Genomic DNA, 17,817 nt, shown 5'->3' with positions numbered 1-17,817 from the left:
TTTTCAAAACGTAGAGGCTGATATTTACCTGCGCGACGGCGAATTGCTGGTTGCTCATATGTTGCCGGCTTTTCAAAAAAAACGCACCCTCGAGCAGCTTTATTTAGCCCCGTTACTCAATTGCTATGAGGGTAAAAACAGAGAAGTAGTGCACCCGCTTTCTCCTATTACGCTTATGATCGATATCAAATCCGACGCTGAAAAGACCTATGCAAAGCTGTCGGAAGTGTTAAAACGTTATGCGCCGATGTTGTCGAGCTATAATAATGGCGAAATAACAGAAGGGAGCGTAACCATTGTCATTACCGGCAATAAGCCTTATAAAATGCTTCAGGCGCAAAAGCAGCGCTACGCTTTTATCGATGAGGACCTGATGCAAGTGCATACCGATACACTTTCAAATACTGTTTATAAAACCGCCAGCTGCAAATACTCGCGCCTCATCAGCTGGACGGGCAAGGGCCCAATGCCTGAAGACCAAAAGCAAGTACTTCGCGATTACGTAGCCGCGGCACATCAATACAAGAAACGCGTGCGCCTTTGGGCTTCGCCCGAAAACAAAGAGGTATGGCGGGCTTTGCTTGAATGTGAGGTGGACCTGATCAACACCGATAAATTAGCCGAATTAAGGGAGTTCCTGATGACCGGGCCGGAGCCAATAAGGTATGCGAAGGTGAACACAAAGTAATAACGCTAATCAGTCAATAAGATGAAAAAGATCAGAGTGGCTTTTTTTGCCGAGATACTTATTGAAGATTTTGACGGTGCAGTACGCACCATGTACCAGCTCATTAAACGGATTGATCGTAATGTTTTTGAGTTTTTGTTTGTGTACGGGGCCGGGCCGGATAGCATAGCAGGCTTTGAATCATTAAAAGTTCCGGCTTTAACACTGCCGATTAATACGGGTTATACCATGGCTATACCCGCTTTGGTTGTTAGCGAGTTAAGAGAGGAAATAGATAACTTTTCGCCAGATGTTGTACACATTGCTACCCCATCGTTGTTGGGCAATTTCGCATTAAAATATGCTTCGCAGCGCGGTTTGCCGGTAATCAGCATCTATCATACCCATTTTATTTCCTATATCGATTATTACCTTAAACATACACCCTTCCTGATCAATAAGGTTAAACAGATGATGACCGAAAGCCACAAGGTTTTCTATAACCAATGCGACCAGGTATACGTTCCCTCGTTAAGCATGAAGGATGAGCTCATTGATATAGGCATCGATACTTACCGCATGAAGCTTTGGCAAAGGGGTATGGATACCAACCTGTTTTCGCCGGCTCATAAAAACAGCAAGGCCTTACGCCAGTTAACCGGGAATGATAATCCTACAATTTTATTTGCGAGCCGCCTAGTTTGGGAAAAAAACCTGGAAACCCTTTTTGAAATTTATACCATAATGCAAAGCCTTCGTCCAGAGGTTAATTTTATAATTGCCGGCGATGGTATTGCGCGTAAAGCCTGCGAAACGAAGATGCCAAACGCCGTGTTTACCGGTAAGGTTGATCATAAAACACTTTCGGTTTTGTATGCATCATCAACCCTGTTCCTGTTTCCTTCGGTGTCTGAAGCTTATGGCAATGTAGTGCTTGAAGCCATGGCATCGGGCCTGCCATGTGTCATAGCTAACGGCGGAGGTTCAAAAGATTTTATTGAACAGGGCATCAATGGTTTTAAATGTGATCCTTATAACGCTGCCTGTTTTGTTGAAAGGATTGAACTGTTGCTTAAAAGCAATAGCCTGCGGGAGCAATTTATTGAAGAGGGGCTTCAGTGTAGCAGCAGGTTAAGCTGGGAGCACCTGGCATCTGCATATTTTGATGACCTGGCCGAAATGGCTGGTGCAGATGTATTGAATAAGGTAGGATAGTTCGGTTTTTTATTAAATGTTATATATTTAACTTTTAAACCTTACACATGATCAAACCTTTACTATCCCTTTTATTATCCGTAATTGCATTAACCGTTCAGGCGCAAACATTTTGCGAAAAAATAACAAAGCTAAAACACGAGTGTTATGGTTTTAAACCAAAATCGCTTAGCCAGGCACAGAGAGAAGCCAAATCGGCACAGTTGGATAAGTTTTGGGACTTGGCCAAAAGCGATAAAAAAGAAGCTGCGCTGTGCTTGAAAAATCTGATCCTGGCAGAAAACAATGATTCTTACTTTTGCTTTGATGCTTCATCGCTGTTACTTTCACTTGATGAAACAAAAGAATATCAAAGCGTCGTCTTAGAGGGGGTTAAAAAAAGTAATCTTGAAGATCTTGACCTTGAACCTTATGTGCAATTAAGTTTTTTCCTGGGCAAAAAGGGGAATGATATAAGTGCCTTAGCCGAAAAGCTGCTTAGCTATCCAAACGCTCAGGTTAGCTTAACTCAACATGCTATAACGCTTAATGCCATAGATGCCAGTTTGTTCCTTTATAACACCATGAGTACCGATAAGGCCGAAAAAGGTTTGTTTAATATTATTGCTAACGGCAATTCAACCGGCAAACATAATGCTGTGGTTGTATTAAATATCATATCAACGCCCAAAGGCGATAGTTTAGTAAATCGCTTGATCCAAAATAAAGAACTGCCTGATTCCGTATCTAATTTCATCTTGAAAGACAAACAGAATTTTAATATAAAAACAGCCTGTAAAAATGTAATAACAAGAGCAGATGCACTTCAAAAACTAAAGGCCTCATCATACGACGAAGACTTTATCTGCGAAGCAGCAAATGCACTGAAGCCAGAAGATATCGAAGCGATAAGGGAAGCAAGGCATAATACCACGCCCGGATTATCAGACGAAGGGTTAGGAAGGTATTTTATGCTTACAGCACTTTTAATAACCCTTCGAAGTAAATAAGTCTGCCGTTTTTATACTTCAATACTAAGTCACAAAACAGATAACTTCTTGTACACCAAATCCTATTTCTTACATTTGCCGTTTGTTTAAATAATAGGGGCTGATTATCAAATCATAATAGGGAAATTTCATGTACGATATTTGTTGTGTAGGGCATATTACGTTAGATAAAGTGGTGACGCCACAAGCGGTAAAACACATGGCGGGCGGTACTTCTTTTTACTTTTCAAATGCTATCCGTAATATGGATGTGAGCTATACACTGGTTACTTCGCTTGCTTTGAGCGAAATGCCCGTGGTTGAAAAACTCCGCGGCAAGGGTATCGAGGTACATGCCACTACTGGTGGCGAAACGGTTTACTTTGAAAATATTTACTCTGTTAACCAGGATCACCGTACCCAGCGTGTGTTGCAAAAAGCTGATCCGTTCACCATCGAACAGCTTGATGAGATCCGGTCTCACGTTTACCATTTAGGCCCTTTACTGGCTGATGATATCTCGGTAGAATTTATAAAGTTGCTCGCTCAACGTGGCAAGCTGTCTCTTGATGCACAGGGTTACCTGCGTAAAGTAGAAGATAAAAATGTAGTGGCTATCGACTGGCCCGAAAAACGCGAGGCCTTACAACATATCCACATCCTGAAAGTGAACGAACACGAAATGGAAGTGCTGACCGGTATAACTGATATCCATGAAGGTGCCAAAGTTTTGAACGAATGGGGTGTTAAAGAAGTAGTGGTTACGCTGGGCAGTATGGGCTCGGTTATTTATACCGATGATGTTTATTACCAGATTCCGGCATATAAACCATCAGAGGTAGTTGATGCTACCGGTTGCGGCGACACCTATATGGCAGGTTATTTATACCAGCGCGCCAAGGGCAAAGGTTTCCAGGAAGCAGGCGAATTTGCGGCCGCCATGGCCAGCTTTAAGATCGAATCATCAGGCCCTTTTACCGGTACTGAAGAAGATGTGCTGGAGCTATTAGCGAAGAATAAGGTTTGAAGCTGAAAGCCGAAGGCTTAAAGCAAAAAGCAAATACACAAATACTGGTTCAAGTTTAGCGATAGCGTAACTTGGACCAGTATAAGATTAATAGAGAGATAAAAAGCTTTGAGCCTTCGGCTTTCAGCTTTAAGCTCAAAAAAACTATATTTCCTTAGCGTCCGAAGCATTGATCCAGCCTTCGTTGCCGCTGGCCAGCCTGATCTTCATCCAGCCGTTGTTGGCTTCCAGGATTTGGACTTTAGTGCCGTCGTGGATCAGGAACAGGTTTTTAGACCCTGGCGTCGGTCCGCTTTTTACATTTACTGATGTGCTGAAGATAATTGCCCCATGATGCGCATCAAAATATTGGTCCTGGCTATTTGCCACGAACATGCTTGCAAAGCCGAAAAGCAATATTACTAAGGCCGAATAAAACGACCATTTTTTAATGCCTACCGAATTAGTGAACCTATATACTATTAGCAATGCCGAGCCTGCAATAATAAACAAGATAGTCATCACAGCCAGCGTTGTTAACGAAAAACGGAGAATAAACGAGTGCCACCATTTGGTGATGAAAAACTCGGTACCGGCATCTACCTTATCTGTTGTTTTTTGATTGGCAAACTGGATATTGAAATTGATATCCTCATCACCCGGCGAAAGCTTGTGCGCTTTTTCATAATACAACAGGGCTGAAGGCACATCTTCATTTTTAAAATAGGCGTTGCCTAAATTATAGTAAACTAACGCCGACTGGTGCCCGTCGTCCACGATTTTCTGGTAGGTGGTTATAGCCTCTTTGTACTGGCCTTTGGCGTATTGGTCGTTTCCCTTTTTTAACAGGATGTTAGCTTCATCGTTAGCTAATGCGTACATGGGCATAACGATGATGAGCAGGATGTATATAATGTGCTTCATCATGTTATATTTTATTTTCAATGTTATTGATCATGTTCTGAGCCTTATCAAACACCTGCTGCTCGGTAATACCCGATACAGGTGCGTAGCGTGCCATTTCGCAAAGGTCAAGCGTGTCAAGCATCTCATTAATGAGGCTTTCATCAAGCGAGCGGGCCTGCAGCTCTGAAGCTATCTTTTCGCGGTTCAGGTCGGCATAAGGAATGTTAAGCTTATCGCTCAGGTACCCGTATAAACCGCGGAACAGGTTTTCATAGAATGCCTTTTTATCGTTAAGTTGCTGTTTTGCACTGGCGAGGTGTTTGGCGGCTACCTTGCCTGCCTTACGGCTTTTTAATCCAACCACATCTGCATTGTTCTTATCGCGCCATTTGCCGTAAACCAAAGCGCCCATAAAACCTACCGGACCTAAGATCAGCAGGAAATAATATAATCCCGAACCGTAAAAGTCGCTGCCAACATCGTTTAACTCATTGCCGGTTTTAATGTAACGGATATCGTTGCTCAGCACCTTAACATCCTGTTTGCCTGCGTTTGAAAAGGCGGTAACATTACTGCCATCTCCGGTGCCTTTGGCAACCTTAACGTGGAATGCCGGGGTGCTTAATGAAACGTACCTGCCTGTAGCGGGGTTAAAGTATGCAAACTTAACCGGGTCGATAGTGAAATCGCCCTGATGTCTTGGGATAAGCAGATAGGTGTATTTCCTGTTGCCCGATGAACCGCTGGCATTTATGGTAATGGTGTCGGTGATCTTAGGTTCGTATTTTTCAAAATCGGCCGGGAAAGTTGGCGTTATCGGTTTCAACAACTTCAGGTTGCCTGTGCCGCTTACCTTTATGGTGTAATTAATGGCATCATTAGCCTTAACATCATTTTTATCAAGCGAAGCCTCAATATTAAACTTACCCACAGCACCGGTAAACTCGGCAGGTTTGCCTGTCAGTGGCAGCGGTTTTACATGGATAACAACGGGCGTACTTTTAACCTTGTATTTTACATCCTCATATCCGCCGAAAAAAGCATCGAAGGGGTCACCTGATGATGAAGCGGCCTGCTGCCTCACTATAAAGTTCATGATAGATGGCTCAATAGTGATATTGCCTTCATGCTCGGGGAACAGGACGGTTTGTTTGATATCGGTTACGTTGTACCTTACACCATTTAAAATCTCGGTGCGCCATTGGGCATTTGGATTAGTGCTTTTGATCTCCTGGCTATAAAACCCGTTAAGATCAGGGATCTTTTCAGGCTCGCCGTTAGCGATGTTGACGCGGGTGTAAAGGCGCAAATTCATCATGATCTGCTGGCCCATGTAGGCGGTTGTTTTATCAACTTCGGCACGCAAAAACAATGATTTGGAGATATCACTTACACGGCCTTTTTGAATATTGCGGCTATCGGGGCCATTACTGCTTTGTTGCTGGGCTTGCTGGCCGACCTGTCCACCCTGGCCTTTTACAACTTTAATTTTAATAGGAGAGGTGCTGTAAGGCCTTCCGCCCGACATAATAGTTGCCGGACCAATAGTTAATTCTCCCTCTTTGGTTGGTACCAGGTCATATCCGTATGCTATACTTGCCGAGGTAACCCCGTTGATCATGGATACGCTGTTGGACACATTAGGGCCCCCAACTACCTGGAAGCCGCCAAAAGCGGGCGGTGCAAAGCGATCAGCATTAGCGTTGATGGAAAAGGTGACTTCAAGTACCTCGCCGGTGCCGATGGTGGTTTTATTTACCGATGCCGTGAACTTTACCTGTGCAAAAACCAGGCTTGAGCAACACAGCAGCAGCGTTAATATGGAAAGTTTAATTTTCATTAGTATCTACAAAGCAACAAGATTTTACCAATCTTTTGAAATAGGCACTTTGGCGCCTTTTAATTTTTTATTTTTCAGCTTATCCTGGGTTTGCTTCTCATCGTTATTGAGGGCGTCAAGCATCCGTTGGGCATCATCTTTTGACAGTTGGTTTGGCTGCTGCCCCTGCTGATCTTTCTGATCCTGGTTTTGCTTGTTTTTGTCCTGATCCTGCTTGTTTTTATCCTGGTCTTTCTTATCCTTATCGTTTTTGTCTTTATTCTTATCGTCCTGCTTTTTCTTATCGTCTTTGTTTTTATCCTTGTTTTTGTCCTTATTATTATTGCCCCCGCCACCTTTATTCTTGTCCTGTTGGTTTTTTAGCATTTTTTGGGCATAGGCAAGGTTATACCGGGTCTCCTCATCTTTAGGGTTATTAACGAGGGCCTTTTTATAAGCGTCGATACTTTCCTGATACTTTTTTTCGGTTAAAAACGAGTTGCCGATGTTGTGATAAGCGCCTGCTTTCACATTTTTATCAATTGATGTGGTTGCCAGTTTATTGAATTGGGCTGCGGCATCATCGTATTTTTTCTGCTTAAACATGGCGTCGCCAAGGTTAAAATTACCTTCAATGGTTTTTTCCTTTTTGCCCATGGCCTGGCGGTAAGCGGCCTCAGCTTCTTTAAACTTTTTTTGCTGGTAAAGCTCGTTACCCTGCTTCAGATATTTTTTTTCCTGCTGGGCAAAAAGAAATGAAGCCTGCAGCACTAATAAATGGCTATAATATATTGCTTCATGTGTTTTTTACTTCAAATAATTTGATCTTGCTCAGGCGCATGTTTTTACGGATAGAGATAAAGAACTCGGCCAGTAACAGTACAAAGGCGATGGCCAGGAAAAACTGAAACCTGTCTTCAAAATCCTTAAACTGCTTGGTATCCGTCATCTTGCGCTGCACTTTGGCTATCTGGTCCATCACAATGTTAAGCCCGCTATTGGCATTATTGGCCCGAACGTAAACACCGCTTCCTGCAGCGGCAATCTCCTTGCCCATTGTCTCATCAAGCTTGCTGACTACAGGGTGCCCGGTGCTGTCATTGTGAAAACCGATTTGTTTGCCACCCTGATAAATCGGGATAGGTGCGCCTTCTTCCGAACCTACACCAACCACATTTACGGTAACGTTTCTTGCTAAAGCAGCTTTGGCTGCCGATACGGCATCATCCTCATGGTTTTCACCATCGGTAATAATAATGATGGATTTACCGGTACCGTTCTTAAAATCAAACGACTGCATCCCCAAATTAATTGCCGCGCCTATGGCTGTGCCCTGTGTTGGCACCATTTCGGTATTGATGGTGTTCAGGAACAGTTTGGCTGCCGCATAATCGGTAGTTACCGGGAGCTGTACATAAGCCTGGCCAGCAAATACTACGATGCCGATGCGGTCGTCATGCAGTTTATCTATCAACTGGGATAACGCGCGTTTAGCGTTTTCCAAACGATTAGGGGCAAGGTCCTGCGACAGCATACTGTTTGATACATCAAGCAGTATCATGAGGTCGGCACCTTTGCGTTTTACTTCTTCAGTTTTTGAGCCAAGCTGCGGATCGGCTATGCCAATAATAACAAGCGCATAGGCTAAAATGAAAAAGATGAACTTGATCCAGGGGCGTGAAAAGGAAACCTGCGGCATCATCTGCAGTACAATCTCCTTATTACCCAATGAGGCTATGGCTTTACGTTTCCACCAGTTTACCCTCAAAAAAATAAAGAGCAGCAGCGGAATAGCAAGCAATCCCCATAAAAATTCTGTATTTGCAAAACGTAGCATGCTGTTATGTTAAAGCTCCCTTAAGCAGGGTGTTTCTTGTTAAAAATTCTAAGGATAAAAGCGCCAGTGCAATAATGGCGAACGGCAAAAAGCGTTCGGTTTTTTTGCGGTACTGGGTAACATCTATCTTGGCTTTTTCCAGTTTGTCAATCTGTTCGTAAATATCTTTCAAAGCACTGTTGTTAGTTGCCCTGAAGTATTTACCGCCGGTAATGGTGGCAATTTTACTTAGTGTGCCTTCATCAATATCAACCTTCATGCGCTGGTACTGTACACCCATCGGTGTTTGAACAGGGTAGGGGGCATAGCCATTGGTGCCGATACCTACTGTATAAACTCTTACACCAAACTGTTTGGCAATTTCGGCAGCGGTTACCGGGGGGATAGAGCCCGAGTTGTTTGAGCCATCCGTAAGCAGGATCACTACTTTACTTTTGGCTTCGCTGTCTTTTAACCGGTTTACGGCGGTGGCCAAGCCCATACCAATGGCAGTACCATCTTCAATCATCCCGTTTTTGATATCGGCATAAAGGTTTACCAGTACCGAGTGATCGATAGTAAGAGGGCATTGTGTAAAGCTTTCACCGCTGAAAACCACCAGGCCGATCCTGTCGTTTGGACGGTTCTGGATAAAATCAATGGCGATATTTTTGCCGGCCTCAAGCCTGTTGGGCTTAAAGTCTTCGGCAAGCATACTGCCTGAGATATCCGAAGCAATAACGATATCGATACCCTCAGTAGTGGTATCCAGCCAGCTTAATGACGATTGCGGCCTTGCCAGTGCTATAATTAAAGCGATCATAGCCAATGAGCGTAATATGATGCCCAAATGCCTGAAACGGGGCAACATGCTTTTGGTGATCATGGCAAAGCCCCTTATGGTAGGCATAGCCAGATTACCTTGTAATTGCTTTTGTTTCCAGATGTACCAGCCCACCATTAGCGGGATACTGATCAGCAGCCAGAAAAAGCCGGGATGAGCAAATTCTATTCCTTTAAACCAGATCATTTTGCCTCATCTCCCTTCACATTTGTTGGCCTGGCATGAGGTTGTGTGTCTTTCACAAAAGCAACCGCATTTTCCATACTTTTCTCATTTTCATGGGCCGAAGGCTTCTCTTTGGCAAATTTTACCATATCCGCCAGCACGAGCAATTGTCTTAACAGGTTCCTGTCTTCGCTGGCTATATCCATGTTCCGTAGACTGGCAAAGATCTCTTCGGAGGTTTGCTCCAGGGCTTGTATGGTGTACCGCTTTTCGAGGTACTCACGTACCACGTCGCTTATTTCAATATAATATTGCTTAACCTGGTCATGCTGCCAAAGCTGTTTGTTCTTGATCTCTTCAAGCTTTTGAAGCACCTGGATATGTAAGGGAACATCCGGTTTAACCTCTTCAACAACCACTTCTTTTTTAGGCCGTTTAAGCAGATAGTAAACCACAGCGCCTGTAGCCAGCATTGCGGCTAATATGCCAACAACCAGTTTCCAGTTGTCGCGCAGCCAGTCCCAAAATGAATATTTTACAGCAAGGGGCTGTTTAATATCATAAAAAGCTTTAGTTGTGTCAACCGCAACTGTTCTTACATCAAGGTTCAATGTATCAGTTGGTAAGTCACCTACCGGCGATTTAAATACATATGACGGGATGACGTACATACCGCTATCAAAAGCGGTAATTGTATAACGCCTGTTGATAGTTTTGATGGATTTATCGCCCTTATCAAAAACGGTATCAGTCTTAAAGTTTACAATCCGGATCTTGCCTATACTATCGGCCAGTTTAGGAAATCCGATGCTGTCCTTAACATGAAAGCGGATGCTTAAATTTAGCTGTGTTTGTTCGCCTATGAGGATAGATTTTTTATCCAGTGTAGCTTTAGCCCCAAAGCTTTGTGCCTGGCCTGTTTGGTGAAAGCCTGCAAGCAATACCAACATAGCCAGGGTGTATTTGATGTACCTGTTCATATATTTTACCGCCGGCCTTCCCGCTTTTTAAATAATGTCATTAATGGTTTAACGTATGATTCATGTGTGCCAATGGTAGTATAATCAACCCCCGAGCGCTTAAAAGTATCCTGCAGTGCACCGTTGCGTTTAACAGCATCCCATTTAAAGGCGTCGCGAACGGCTTTATCGCCAGTGTTTACCCACATAATCTGTCCGCTTTCTTCGTCCTTAACAGGGATGAGGCCCAGGTTAGGGAACTCCTCTTCATGTTTGTCGTACAGCTTTAGGGCAATGATGTCATGCTTTTTATTGGCGATCTTAAGCTCGTTTTCAAACTCCGAAGTAATAAAATCGGAGATAACAAAGGCAGTGCATTTCTTTTTGATAACGCTTGTGAAGTATTTCAGTGCCTCGGCTACGTTGGTGCCCTTGTTTTCGGGCTGAAAAGCGATCAGCTCACGGATGATCATCAGGATATGGCTGCGGCCTTTTTTAGGCGGGATAAATTTCTCGATCTTATCGCTGAAAAATATGATGCCTACCTTATCATTGTTCTGTATGGCCGAAAATGCCAGTACGGCGCAAAGCTCAGTAGCCAGGTCCTGCTTTTGTTGATTTTGCGTACCGAAGTTTTCAGACCCACTCACATCCATCAGTACCATAACGGTAAGCTCGCGCTCTTCTTCAAATACTTTTACGTAAGGCGCGTTAAAGCGGGCCGTTACGTTCCAATCGATGGTACGGATCTCATCTCCGATCTGGTATTCACGCACCTCGCTAAAGGCCATACCGCGCCCCTTGAAAGCCGAATGATACTCGCCCGAAAATAAGTGGTTACTTAAGCCACGGGTTTTGATCTCTATCTTCCTTACCTTTTTTAGCAGATCCTTGGTGTCTTTAGCCATAAGCCCTATCAGCCCCCTCTAAATCTCTCCGCCAGCTGGCGGATGACTTTAAAAAATCATTGTTATAATTAACTATTACTCGCCCTGTTTTAAAGCCCTCTCCCTTTTTAGGGAGAGGGTTTGGGTGGGGCTATTATGGTACCTCAACCGCGTTCAGGATCGCTGTAATGATATCCTCGCTGGTGATGTTCTCGGCTTCGGCCTCGTAGCTTAAGCCAACGCGATGCCTTAACACGTCATGACAAACAGCGCGAACATCCTCAGGGATCACATAGCCACGGCGTTTGATGAAAGCATAAGCTTTAGATGCCAGCGCTAAACTGATACTTGCCCTTGGTGAAGCACCGAAGGTGATAAGCGTTTTGTATTTGGCAAGCTTAAACTGATCAGGGAAGCGGGTAGCGAAAACGATATCAATAATATATTGCTCTATCTTTTCGTCCATATAAACCTCGCGTACTATTTTGCGGGCTTTGATGATCTCTTCGGGCTTGATGATAGCGTTTGGTTTACCCATACCGGCCGGCGAAATGTTGGCGCGCATGATCTTTTTCTCATCCTCCTTGTTAGGATATTTGATCACCACCTTCAGCATAAAACGGTCAACCTGTGCTTCGGGCAGGGGATAGGTTCCTTCCTGCTCAATAGGGTTTTGGGTTGCCAGTACCAAGAACGGATCGGGCAGTTTATAAGTAGTATCGCCAATGGTTACCTGGCGCTCCTGCATGGCTTCCAATAATGCGCTTTGTACTTTGGCAGGCGCACGGTTGATCTCATCGGCCAAAACGAAGTTAGAGAAGATAGGGCCTTTGCGCACAATGAACTCTTCTTTCTTTTGGTTGTAGATCATGGTTCCCAATACGTCGGCAGGGAGCAAATCCGGTGTAAATTGGATCCTGCTAAAATCGGCCTGGATAGCCCTTGAGAGGGTATTGATGGCAAGCGTTTTTGCCAATCCCGGTACACCTTCCAATAAAATGTGCCCATTGGCCAGCAAACCGATCAGCAAACGTTCAACCATATAACGCTGACCTACGATCACTTTATCCATCTCCATGATCAGCAGATCGATAAATGCACTTTCTCTTTGTATCATTTCATTCAGCGCCCTGATATCGGTTGAGTACGATGTTGGGGCTGCCGATATGACATTTCCTGTATAGCTATTTTGTTCTTCCATTAATTTTTTCGTTTCGGTAGGCAAACTTAAACACCCGCTCAATTTTTCGCCAACTAAAATCCATGCTTAAATGTTAAAAATTGTTAAATTGTAATATATCGTGGCTGATATATCTGTTTAGCACTCACAATGTTTGGTGGTAATTGTTAAATCCGGCCCTGTTAAATCCCCAATATACACTATTTAGCTGCTTTTGTACAATATAACGTGTTAAAGGGCATTTTATTGAATGGGGGGTATGTTGTAACTCGCGCTCGTTTGCAACCACAGGTGTTGGGAAGATGAAAGTCTCCTGCAAAAACAAATAAAAACCATGTCATTGCGAGCGCAGCGCGGCAATCGCATGCTATACAGAGCCGCTATGCAAAGTTCGTGATTGCTTCGTCGCCCCTAATGCTCGGGCCTTACTTCGCTTCTCGCAATAACATACATTTGATTACGAGCGCTTAACAAACAAAAAAAGCCGCTCATCGCGGCTTTTAATATATTGATCTATAATAATTTTATTCTTCAACCATTTCGCTGTTGGGGCTGGCTACTTCGGGTTTTTCGTGTTTGAAATAGCGTTTCTGGTACAGGAGTATCATAATTACGCCTACGCAGATAGAGGCATCGGCCAGGTTAAATACAGGCCTGAAAAACTCGAACGATTCGCCTGCCCATAGCGGGAACCATGATGGATAGGTACCACGCAGCAGCGGGAAGTAAAACATATCAACCACCCGGCCATGGAATAACGGAGCGTATTTATACATCACCCCATAAAAGGTTGAATCGATGATATTGCCCATAGCACCAGCTAAAATGAGCGATACGTTCATGATGAGCCCGCGGTGGTATTTGTGTTTAATTAAATAAATGAGGGTGTAAATTATACCGCAAACCGCAACTATGCGGAACAGCGTTAAAGCCAGTTTGCCCGCATCGCCGCCCCACTCCATGCCAAATGCCATGCCGTTGTTTTCGGTGTAATGCAGCATACCCCGGCTTCCCAGGAAACGTATTTCTTCCTGAAACTGCATGTGTGCACGTACCCAGGTCTTGATGATCTGGTCGGCAAGGATGATGAAGGCAGCAGTTAAAAAAGGTTTGGTATAAGAAGCCTTCATTTATTGCTTTAATTTAGCTTCCATTGAAAGGGTGGTGTGCGGCACTGCACGTAAACGCTCTTTCGGGATCAGCTTGCCTGTTTCGCGGCAAACACCGTAAGTTTTATTTTCAATACGTACAAGCGCGGCCTCAAGCTGCTCAATGAACTTTTTCTGACGTGCGGCCAATTGGTTAATCTGCTCCTTTTCAAGCGTGGCCGAACCATCTTCTAATGTTTTGTAAGTACCGGCGGTATCATCGGTACCGTTGGCATTAGGCGAACTCAATGACGTAGCCAGTGAGTTTAATTCCTCGCGGGCTATGCGCATTTTATCCAGGATAATCCCTTTAAATTCCTGCAGGTCAGCTTCAGAATATCTGGTTTTTTCTTGTTCTTGTTTCATTATACTTTACTAATAGCAATCAATATTTCTTGTTCATCAATTGTAACAGGTTCTCCCTCGGTCAGGTTATCTGCAAACACGATGCTGTCAGCCAAAATTTCGGCGCAAATATAGGATAGATTGTTCTCCGCGGCCTCTCTGATTGCCGGGGTGCTGTTTACCCGCACGTTTATCCTATCAGTTACTTCAAATCCTTTGGTCTTACGTATATTCTGCACACGGTTGATAAACTCGCGCGAGATACCTTCCTGTTTCAATTCGTTGGTTATGGTAACATCTAAAGCCACGGTTAGTTTTCCCAAATTTGCAACCTGCCATCCGGGAACATCTTCGGCTATGATCTCAACGTCTGTAGCTAATACTTCGTATTTGCCATCAAGTACCGGAATGTTGCCGTTAGTTTCTAAAGCGGTTATATCATCCTGGGTGAAATTTGTGATGGCTTCGGCTACAACTTTCATATCCTTACCTACCTTTTGGCCCAAAGCCTTAAAGTTTGGCTTTATTTTCTTTTTAATGAAACCTGCGGTATCGGTAATGTACTCGATATCTTTAATGTTGGTTTCAGACAAAATCAGGTCTTTAACCTGCTCAACGTGTAATTTAAAGCTTTTATCCAGTATTGGCAATAAAATTTTGCTCAATGGCTGGCGCACATTAATATTCACCTTTTTACGCAACGAAAGCGTTAACGATGAAACATCCTGTGCCAATTGCATCCGTTCTTCCAGCTCGGCATCAACCAATGCGCTGTTATATTCAGGGAAGTAAGCCAGGTGTACCGATTCAAATTCTTCCTTGCCGGTAACAGCGTTTAAGTCGCAAAATAACCTATCGGCAAAGAATGGCGCGATTGGCGACATCAGCTTGCTGATAGCGATTAAGCAGGTATATAACGTTTGGTAAGCCGAAAGCTTGTCTTCCGAATCATCTGATTTCCAGAAACGACGACGGCTTAAGCGGATAAACCAGTTGCTGAAATGCACGTCAACAAACTCCTGGATAGCACGGGCAGCCTTGGTAGGCTCAAAATCGGCGTAATAGCCGTCAACCTCTTTGCTCAGTGTGTTTAACAGGGAGATGATCCAGCGGTCAATTTCAGGGCGTTTGCTGTTCTCTATTTCCGGCTCACTGTAAGTGAACTTATCAATATTGGCGTACAGCGTAAAGAATGAATAGGTGTTGTATAGGGTACCGAAAAACTTACGCCTTACTTCGTCTATACCTTCCTCGTTAAATTTAAGGTTATCCCATGGCGACGCGTTGCTGATCATGTACCAGCGGGCTGCATCGGCTCCGTATTTCTCAATGGTCTCGAACGGGTCAACAGCGTTGCCTAAACGTTTAGACATTTTGTTGCCGTTTTTATCAAGCACCAGGCCGTTTGATACCACGTTTTTAAACGCGATACCTTTGTTGTCAACCTGCTCGTTAACTGCTTTAACTTCGTCACTTGCTTCGCTTAGCATTACAGCTATAGCGTGCAGGGTGAAGAACCAGCCGCGGGTTTGGTCAACGCCTTCGGCGATGAAATCGGCAGGGTAAGCATTTTTAAATTGCTCCTGGTTTTCAAAAGGGAAGTGCCATTGTGCATAAGGCATAGCGCCTGAGTCAAACCAAACGTCGATCAGGTCGGGCTCGCGCAGCATTTTGTTGCCGGTTGATGATACTAAAACGACATCATCAACATAAGGGCGGTGCATATCCTCTAAAGCAAAACCTTCGGGCATAAAGCCGGCTTTGATAGATTTTTCGATCTCGGCATTAAGCTCAGCTATCGAACCGATGCAAACTTCCTCAGCGCCGTTCTCCTCGCGCCAGATAGGCAGCGGGGTGCCCCAGTAGCGTGAACGCGAAAGGTTCCAATCCACCAAATTCTCCAGCCAGTTGCCAAAACGGCCTGTACCGGTCGATTCAGGTTTCCAGTTGATGGTTTTGTTCAACTCCACCATTTTATCCTTTACCGCAGTGGTACGGATAAACCAGCTATCAAGCGGATAATATAATATCGGCTCGTCGCTGCGCCATGAGTGCGGGTAGCTGTGCTCGTATTTTTTAACATCGAACGCACGGTTCTCTGTTTTTAATTTGATAGAGATGAGTACGTCGGTTGGTTTAAAACCTTCTTCGGCGCGCTCGGCATCAGTGTAATATTCTTCTTTAACGTAACGGCCCGCGTAATCGGTAACCTCGTCAACAAAACGGCCCTGTTTGTTCACCAGCGGAACGTCCTTGCCTGTTTCATCCTTCACCATTACCGATGGCACGTTGTTTTCCTTACAGGCCCTGAAGTCGTCCGCACCAAAAACGGATGCAGTGTGTACTATACCGGTACCATCTTCAGTAGTAACAAAATCGGCCGGGATTACGCGGAATGCGTTTTGCTCCAGATCCTCATTGGTTACGTAAGGCATCAATTGCTCGTAGTGGATGCCCACCAGCTGACTGCCTTTTACTTCGGCTTCAATTTTCCATGGGATGATCTTGTCACCGCCTTTGTAGTCGGCAAACGAAGCGTTTTCACCTTCGGCCTTAAAGTATTTTTTAACCAGGTCTTTAGCCAGCACTACACAAACCGGCAGGTAGGTGTAAGGGTTAAAGGTGCTGATCTTAACATAGGTGATGCCTTCGCCAACGGCAAGGGCGCAATTTGATGGTAAAGTCCACGGGGTAGTTGTCCAGGCCAGGATAAATACTTCAGCATCTATGTCCTCAAACAAAAACGCCGAATCTGAATCTTTTTTTACCTTGAACTGAGCTACTATGGTAGTATCCTTCACCATTTTGTAGGTACCCGGCTGGTTAAGCTCATGCGAGCTCAAACCGGTACCTGATTTTGGCGAGTATGGCTGTACGGTGTAACCTTTGTACAGCATATCTTTATTATGCAGTTGTTTCAGGATCCACCAAAGGCTTTCAATGTATTCGTTTTTGTAGGTGATGTAAGGATCGTTCAGGTCGACCCAGTAACCCATTTTTTCGGTCAGGTCGTTCCAAACGTCGGTATAGCGCATTACCTCCTTGCGGCAGGCGTCGTTATAATCTTTAACGCTTATTTTTTTGCCGATATCATCTTTAGTGATGCCAAGGGCTTTTTCAACAGCAAGCTCAATAGGCAGACCATGAGTGTCCCAGCCGCCTTTGCGTTTTACCTGGTAGCCTTTAAGCGTTTTGTAACGGCAAAAAATATCTTTAATAGAGCGCGCCATTACGTGGTGAATACCGGGCATACCGTTAGCGCTCGGCGGCCCTTCATAAAAAGTATAAGGGTTACCTGCCGGACGGCTGGTAATGCTTTTTTCGAAAATATTTTTCTGTTTCCAGAAGTCCAGTATCTCTTTGCCGGTTTGCGATAAATTTAACTGCTTATATTCCTTGTACATCTATTATTTCACCTCGTTTTTAAGAGGTTGCAAAAATACAGAATTTAAAAATGATTTTTTTAATTTACGCCGATGAAAAATAAAGCAAAGCGCTCGGTTTATCTTTTATTAATCGGGATAATCCTGTTTTCGGCAGGGATGGCCATTCCCAGCGGCCCCAATGAAAAATGGGATGATTATGCGCGCGGTGCCGGAGCTGGTTTATTTATTGCCGGCTTTATCGGCCTGGTGACCTGGCTCATTGATGTGGTGAAGGAAAATAAGTAAGCCTTAAGTCCTGAGTTGTTAGTCTCAAGTTGTTAGTCGTAAGTTCAAACCCGGATAGGTATTGCAACATTGTTCAGCCGGAGCCACCACCGTATTTTAAATCATAAATCACTGATCTCGAAGTTAGAAGTCAACAATATTACTTCTTACTAAATACTTTCGACTTAGGAGTTTTTCATATACTAAAACTTTAGTTGATGCGTTATGGATAAGGCTAAAAA

The 17,817-nt window shown here is 44.1% G+C and carries 16 protein-coding genes; 5 read left to right on the top strand and 11 right to left on the bottom strand.

Features of this window, described 5'->3' with window-relative positions; translation table 11 throughout:
* From VF500_RS21025 to VF500_RS21010, 4 genes are all read left to right on the top strand, one after another.
* On the top strand, positions 1 to 688 hold a 688-nt coding region (locus VF500_RS21025; protein ID WP_330861560.1), incomplete at its 5' end, for a hypothetical protein.
* A gap of 21 nt (positions 689 to 709) precedes the next feature.
* On the top strand, positions 710 to 1,882 hold the full coding sequence (locus tag VF500_RS21020; protein ID WP_330861559.1) for a glycosyltransferase family 1 protein: 1,173 nt from the start codon (positions 710 to 712) through the stop codon (positions 1,880 to 1,882).
* A gap of 47 nt (positions 1,883 to 1,929) precedes the next feature.
* Positions 1,930 to 2,871 carry a hypothetical protein gene (locus VF500_RS21015; RefSeq protein WP_330861558.1) on the top strand — a complete coding sequence of 314 codons (942 nt, stop codon included), beginning with the start codon at positions 1,930 to 1,932 and terminating at the stop codon, positions 2,869 to 2,871.
* A gap of 130 nt (positions 2,872 to 3,001) precedes the next feature.
* Entirely contained in the window at positions 3,002 to 3,877 is an 876-nt protein-coding gene (locus tag VF500_RS21010; protein WP_330861557.1) for a PfkB family carbohydrate kinase, read from the top strand.
* Positions 3,878 to 4,021: 144 nt separating this feature from the next.
* Here VF500_RS21010 and VF500_RS21005 read toward each other — a convergent pair whose 3' ends face one another.
* From VF500_RS21005 to ileS, 11 genes are all read right to left on the bottom strand, one after another.
* A complete protein-coding gene (locus tag VF500_RS21005; protein ID WP_330861556.1) occupies positions 4,022 to 4,783 on the bottom strand; it encodes a tetratricopeptide repeat protein in 762 nt (253 codons plus the stop codon).
* A 1-nt stretch (position 4,784) separates the two neighbouring features.
* Complete coding sequence (locus tag VF500_RS21000; RefSeq protein WP_330861555.1) at positions 4,785 to 6,602, bottom strand: BatD family protein; 1,818 nt, start codon at positions 6,600 to 6,602, stop codon at positions 4,785 to 4,787.
* 24 nt (positions 6,603 to 6,626) lie between these two features.
* Positions 6,627 to 7,352, bottom strand: coding sequence for a tetratricopeptide repeat protein (locus VF500_RS20995; RefSeq protein ID WP_330861554.1), 726 nt, complete (start codon positions 7,350 to 7,352; stop codon positions 6,627 to 6,629).
* A gap of 25 nt (positions 7,353 to 7,377) precedes the next feature.
* Positions 7,378 to 8,418: a VWA domain-containing protein gene (locus VF500_RS20990; protein ID WP_330861553.1), complete on the bottom strand. Its 1,041-nt coding sequence runs from the start codon at positions 8,416 to 8,418 to the stop codon at positions 7,378 to 7,380.
* A gap of 4 nt (positions 8,419 to 8,422) precedes the next feature.
* Positions 8,423 to 9,427 carry a VWA domain-containing protein gene (locus tag VF500_RS20985; RefSeq protein WP_330861552.1) on the bottom strand — a complete coding sequence of 335 codons (1,005 nt, stop codon included), beginning with the start codon at positions 9,425 to 9,427 and terminating at the stop codon, positions 8,423 to 8,425.
* Positions 9,424 to 10,386, bottom strand: coding sequence for a hypothetical protein (locus tag VF500_RS20980; protein WP_330861551.1), 963 nt, complete (start codon positions 10,384 to 10,386; stop codon positions 9,424 to 9,426). Before VF500_RS20980 ends, VF500_RS20985 begins: the two co-directional genes overlap by 4 nt.
* Before the next feature lie 5 nt (positions 10,387 to 10,391).
* Positions 10,392 to 11,273: a DUF58 domain-containing protein gene (locus VF500_RS20975; protein WP_330861550.1), complete on the bottom strand. Its 882-nt coding sequence runs from the start codon at positions 11,271 to 11,273 to the stop codon at positions 10,392 to 10,394.
* Positions 11,274 to 11,406: 133 nt separating this feature from the next.
* Complete coding sequence (locus VF500_RS20970; protein WP_414688590.1) at positions 11,407 to 12,366, bottom strand: AAA family ATPase; 960 nt, start codon at positions 12,364 to 12,366, stop codon at positions 11,407 to 11,409.
* Between the two features lie 590 nt (positions 12,367 to 12,956).
* Entirely contained in the window at positions 12,957 to 13,562 is a 606-nt protein-coding gene (locus VF500_RS20965; RefSeq protein ID WP_330861548.1) for a lipoprotein signal peptidase, read from the bottom strand.
* Positions 13,563 to 13,946: a TraR/DksA family transcriptional regulator gene (locus VF500_RS20960; RefSeq protein WP_090533802.1), complete on the bottom strand. Its 384-nt coding sequence runs from the start codon at positions 13,944 to 13,946 to the stop codon at positions 13,563 to 13,565.
* Positions 13,946 to 17,329, bottom strand: a complete 3,384-nt coding sequence (gene ileS / locus VF500_RS20955) for an isoleucine--tRNA ligase (protein WP_330861547.1) — start codon at positions 17,327 to 17,329, stop codon at positions 13,946 to 13,948. Before ileS ends, VF500_RS20960 begins: the two co-directional genes overlap by 1 nt.
* A gap of 72 nt (positions 17,330 to 17,401) precedes the next feature.
* Here ileS and VF500_RS20950 point away from each other — a divergent pair, with 72 nt between their 5' ends.
* The gene (locus VF500_RS20950) at positions 17,402 to 17,596 is read left to right on the top strand and encodes a hypothetical protein (RefSeq protein ID WP_091173572.1); all 195 of its coding nucleotides are present in this window, start codon (positions 17,402 to 17,404) and stop codon (positions 17,594 to 17,596) included.
* The last annotated feature ends 221 nt before the right edge of the window (positions 17,597 to 17,817 follow it).

The organism is Mucilaginibacter sp., assembly GCF_036383575.1.
In the GTDB taxonomy this organism is placed as follows: domain Bacteria; phylum Bacteroidota; class Bacteroidia; order Sphingobacteriales; family Sphingobacteriaceae; genus Mucilaginibacter.
The sequence above is the reverse complement of the archived record's forward strand: the minus strand, read 5'-3'. Positions and strand labels throughout refer to the sequence as shown.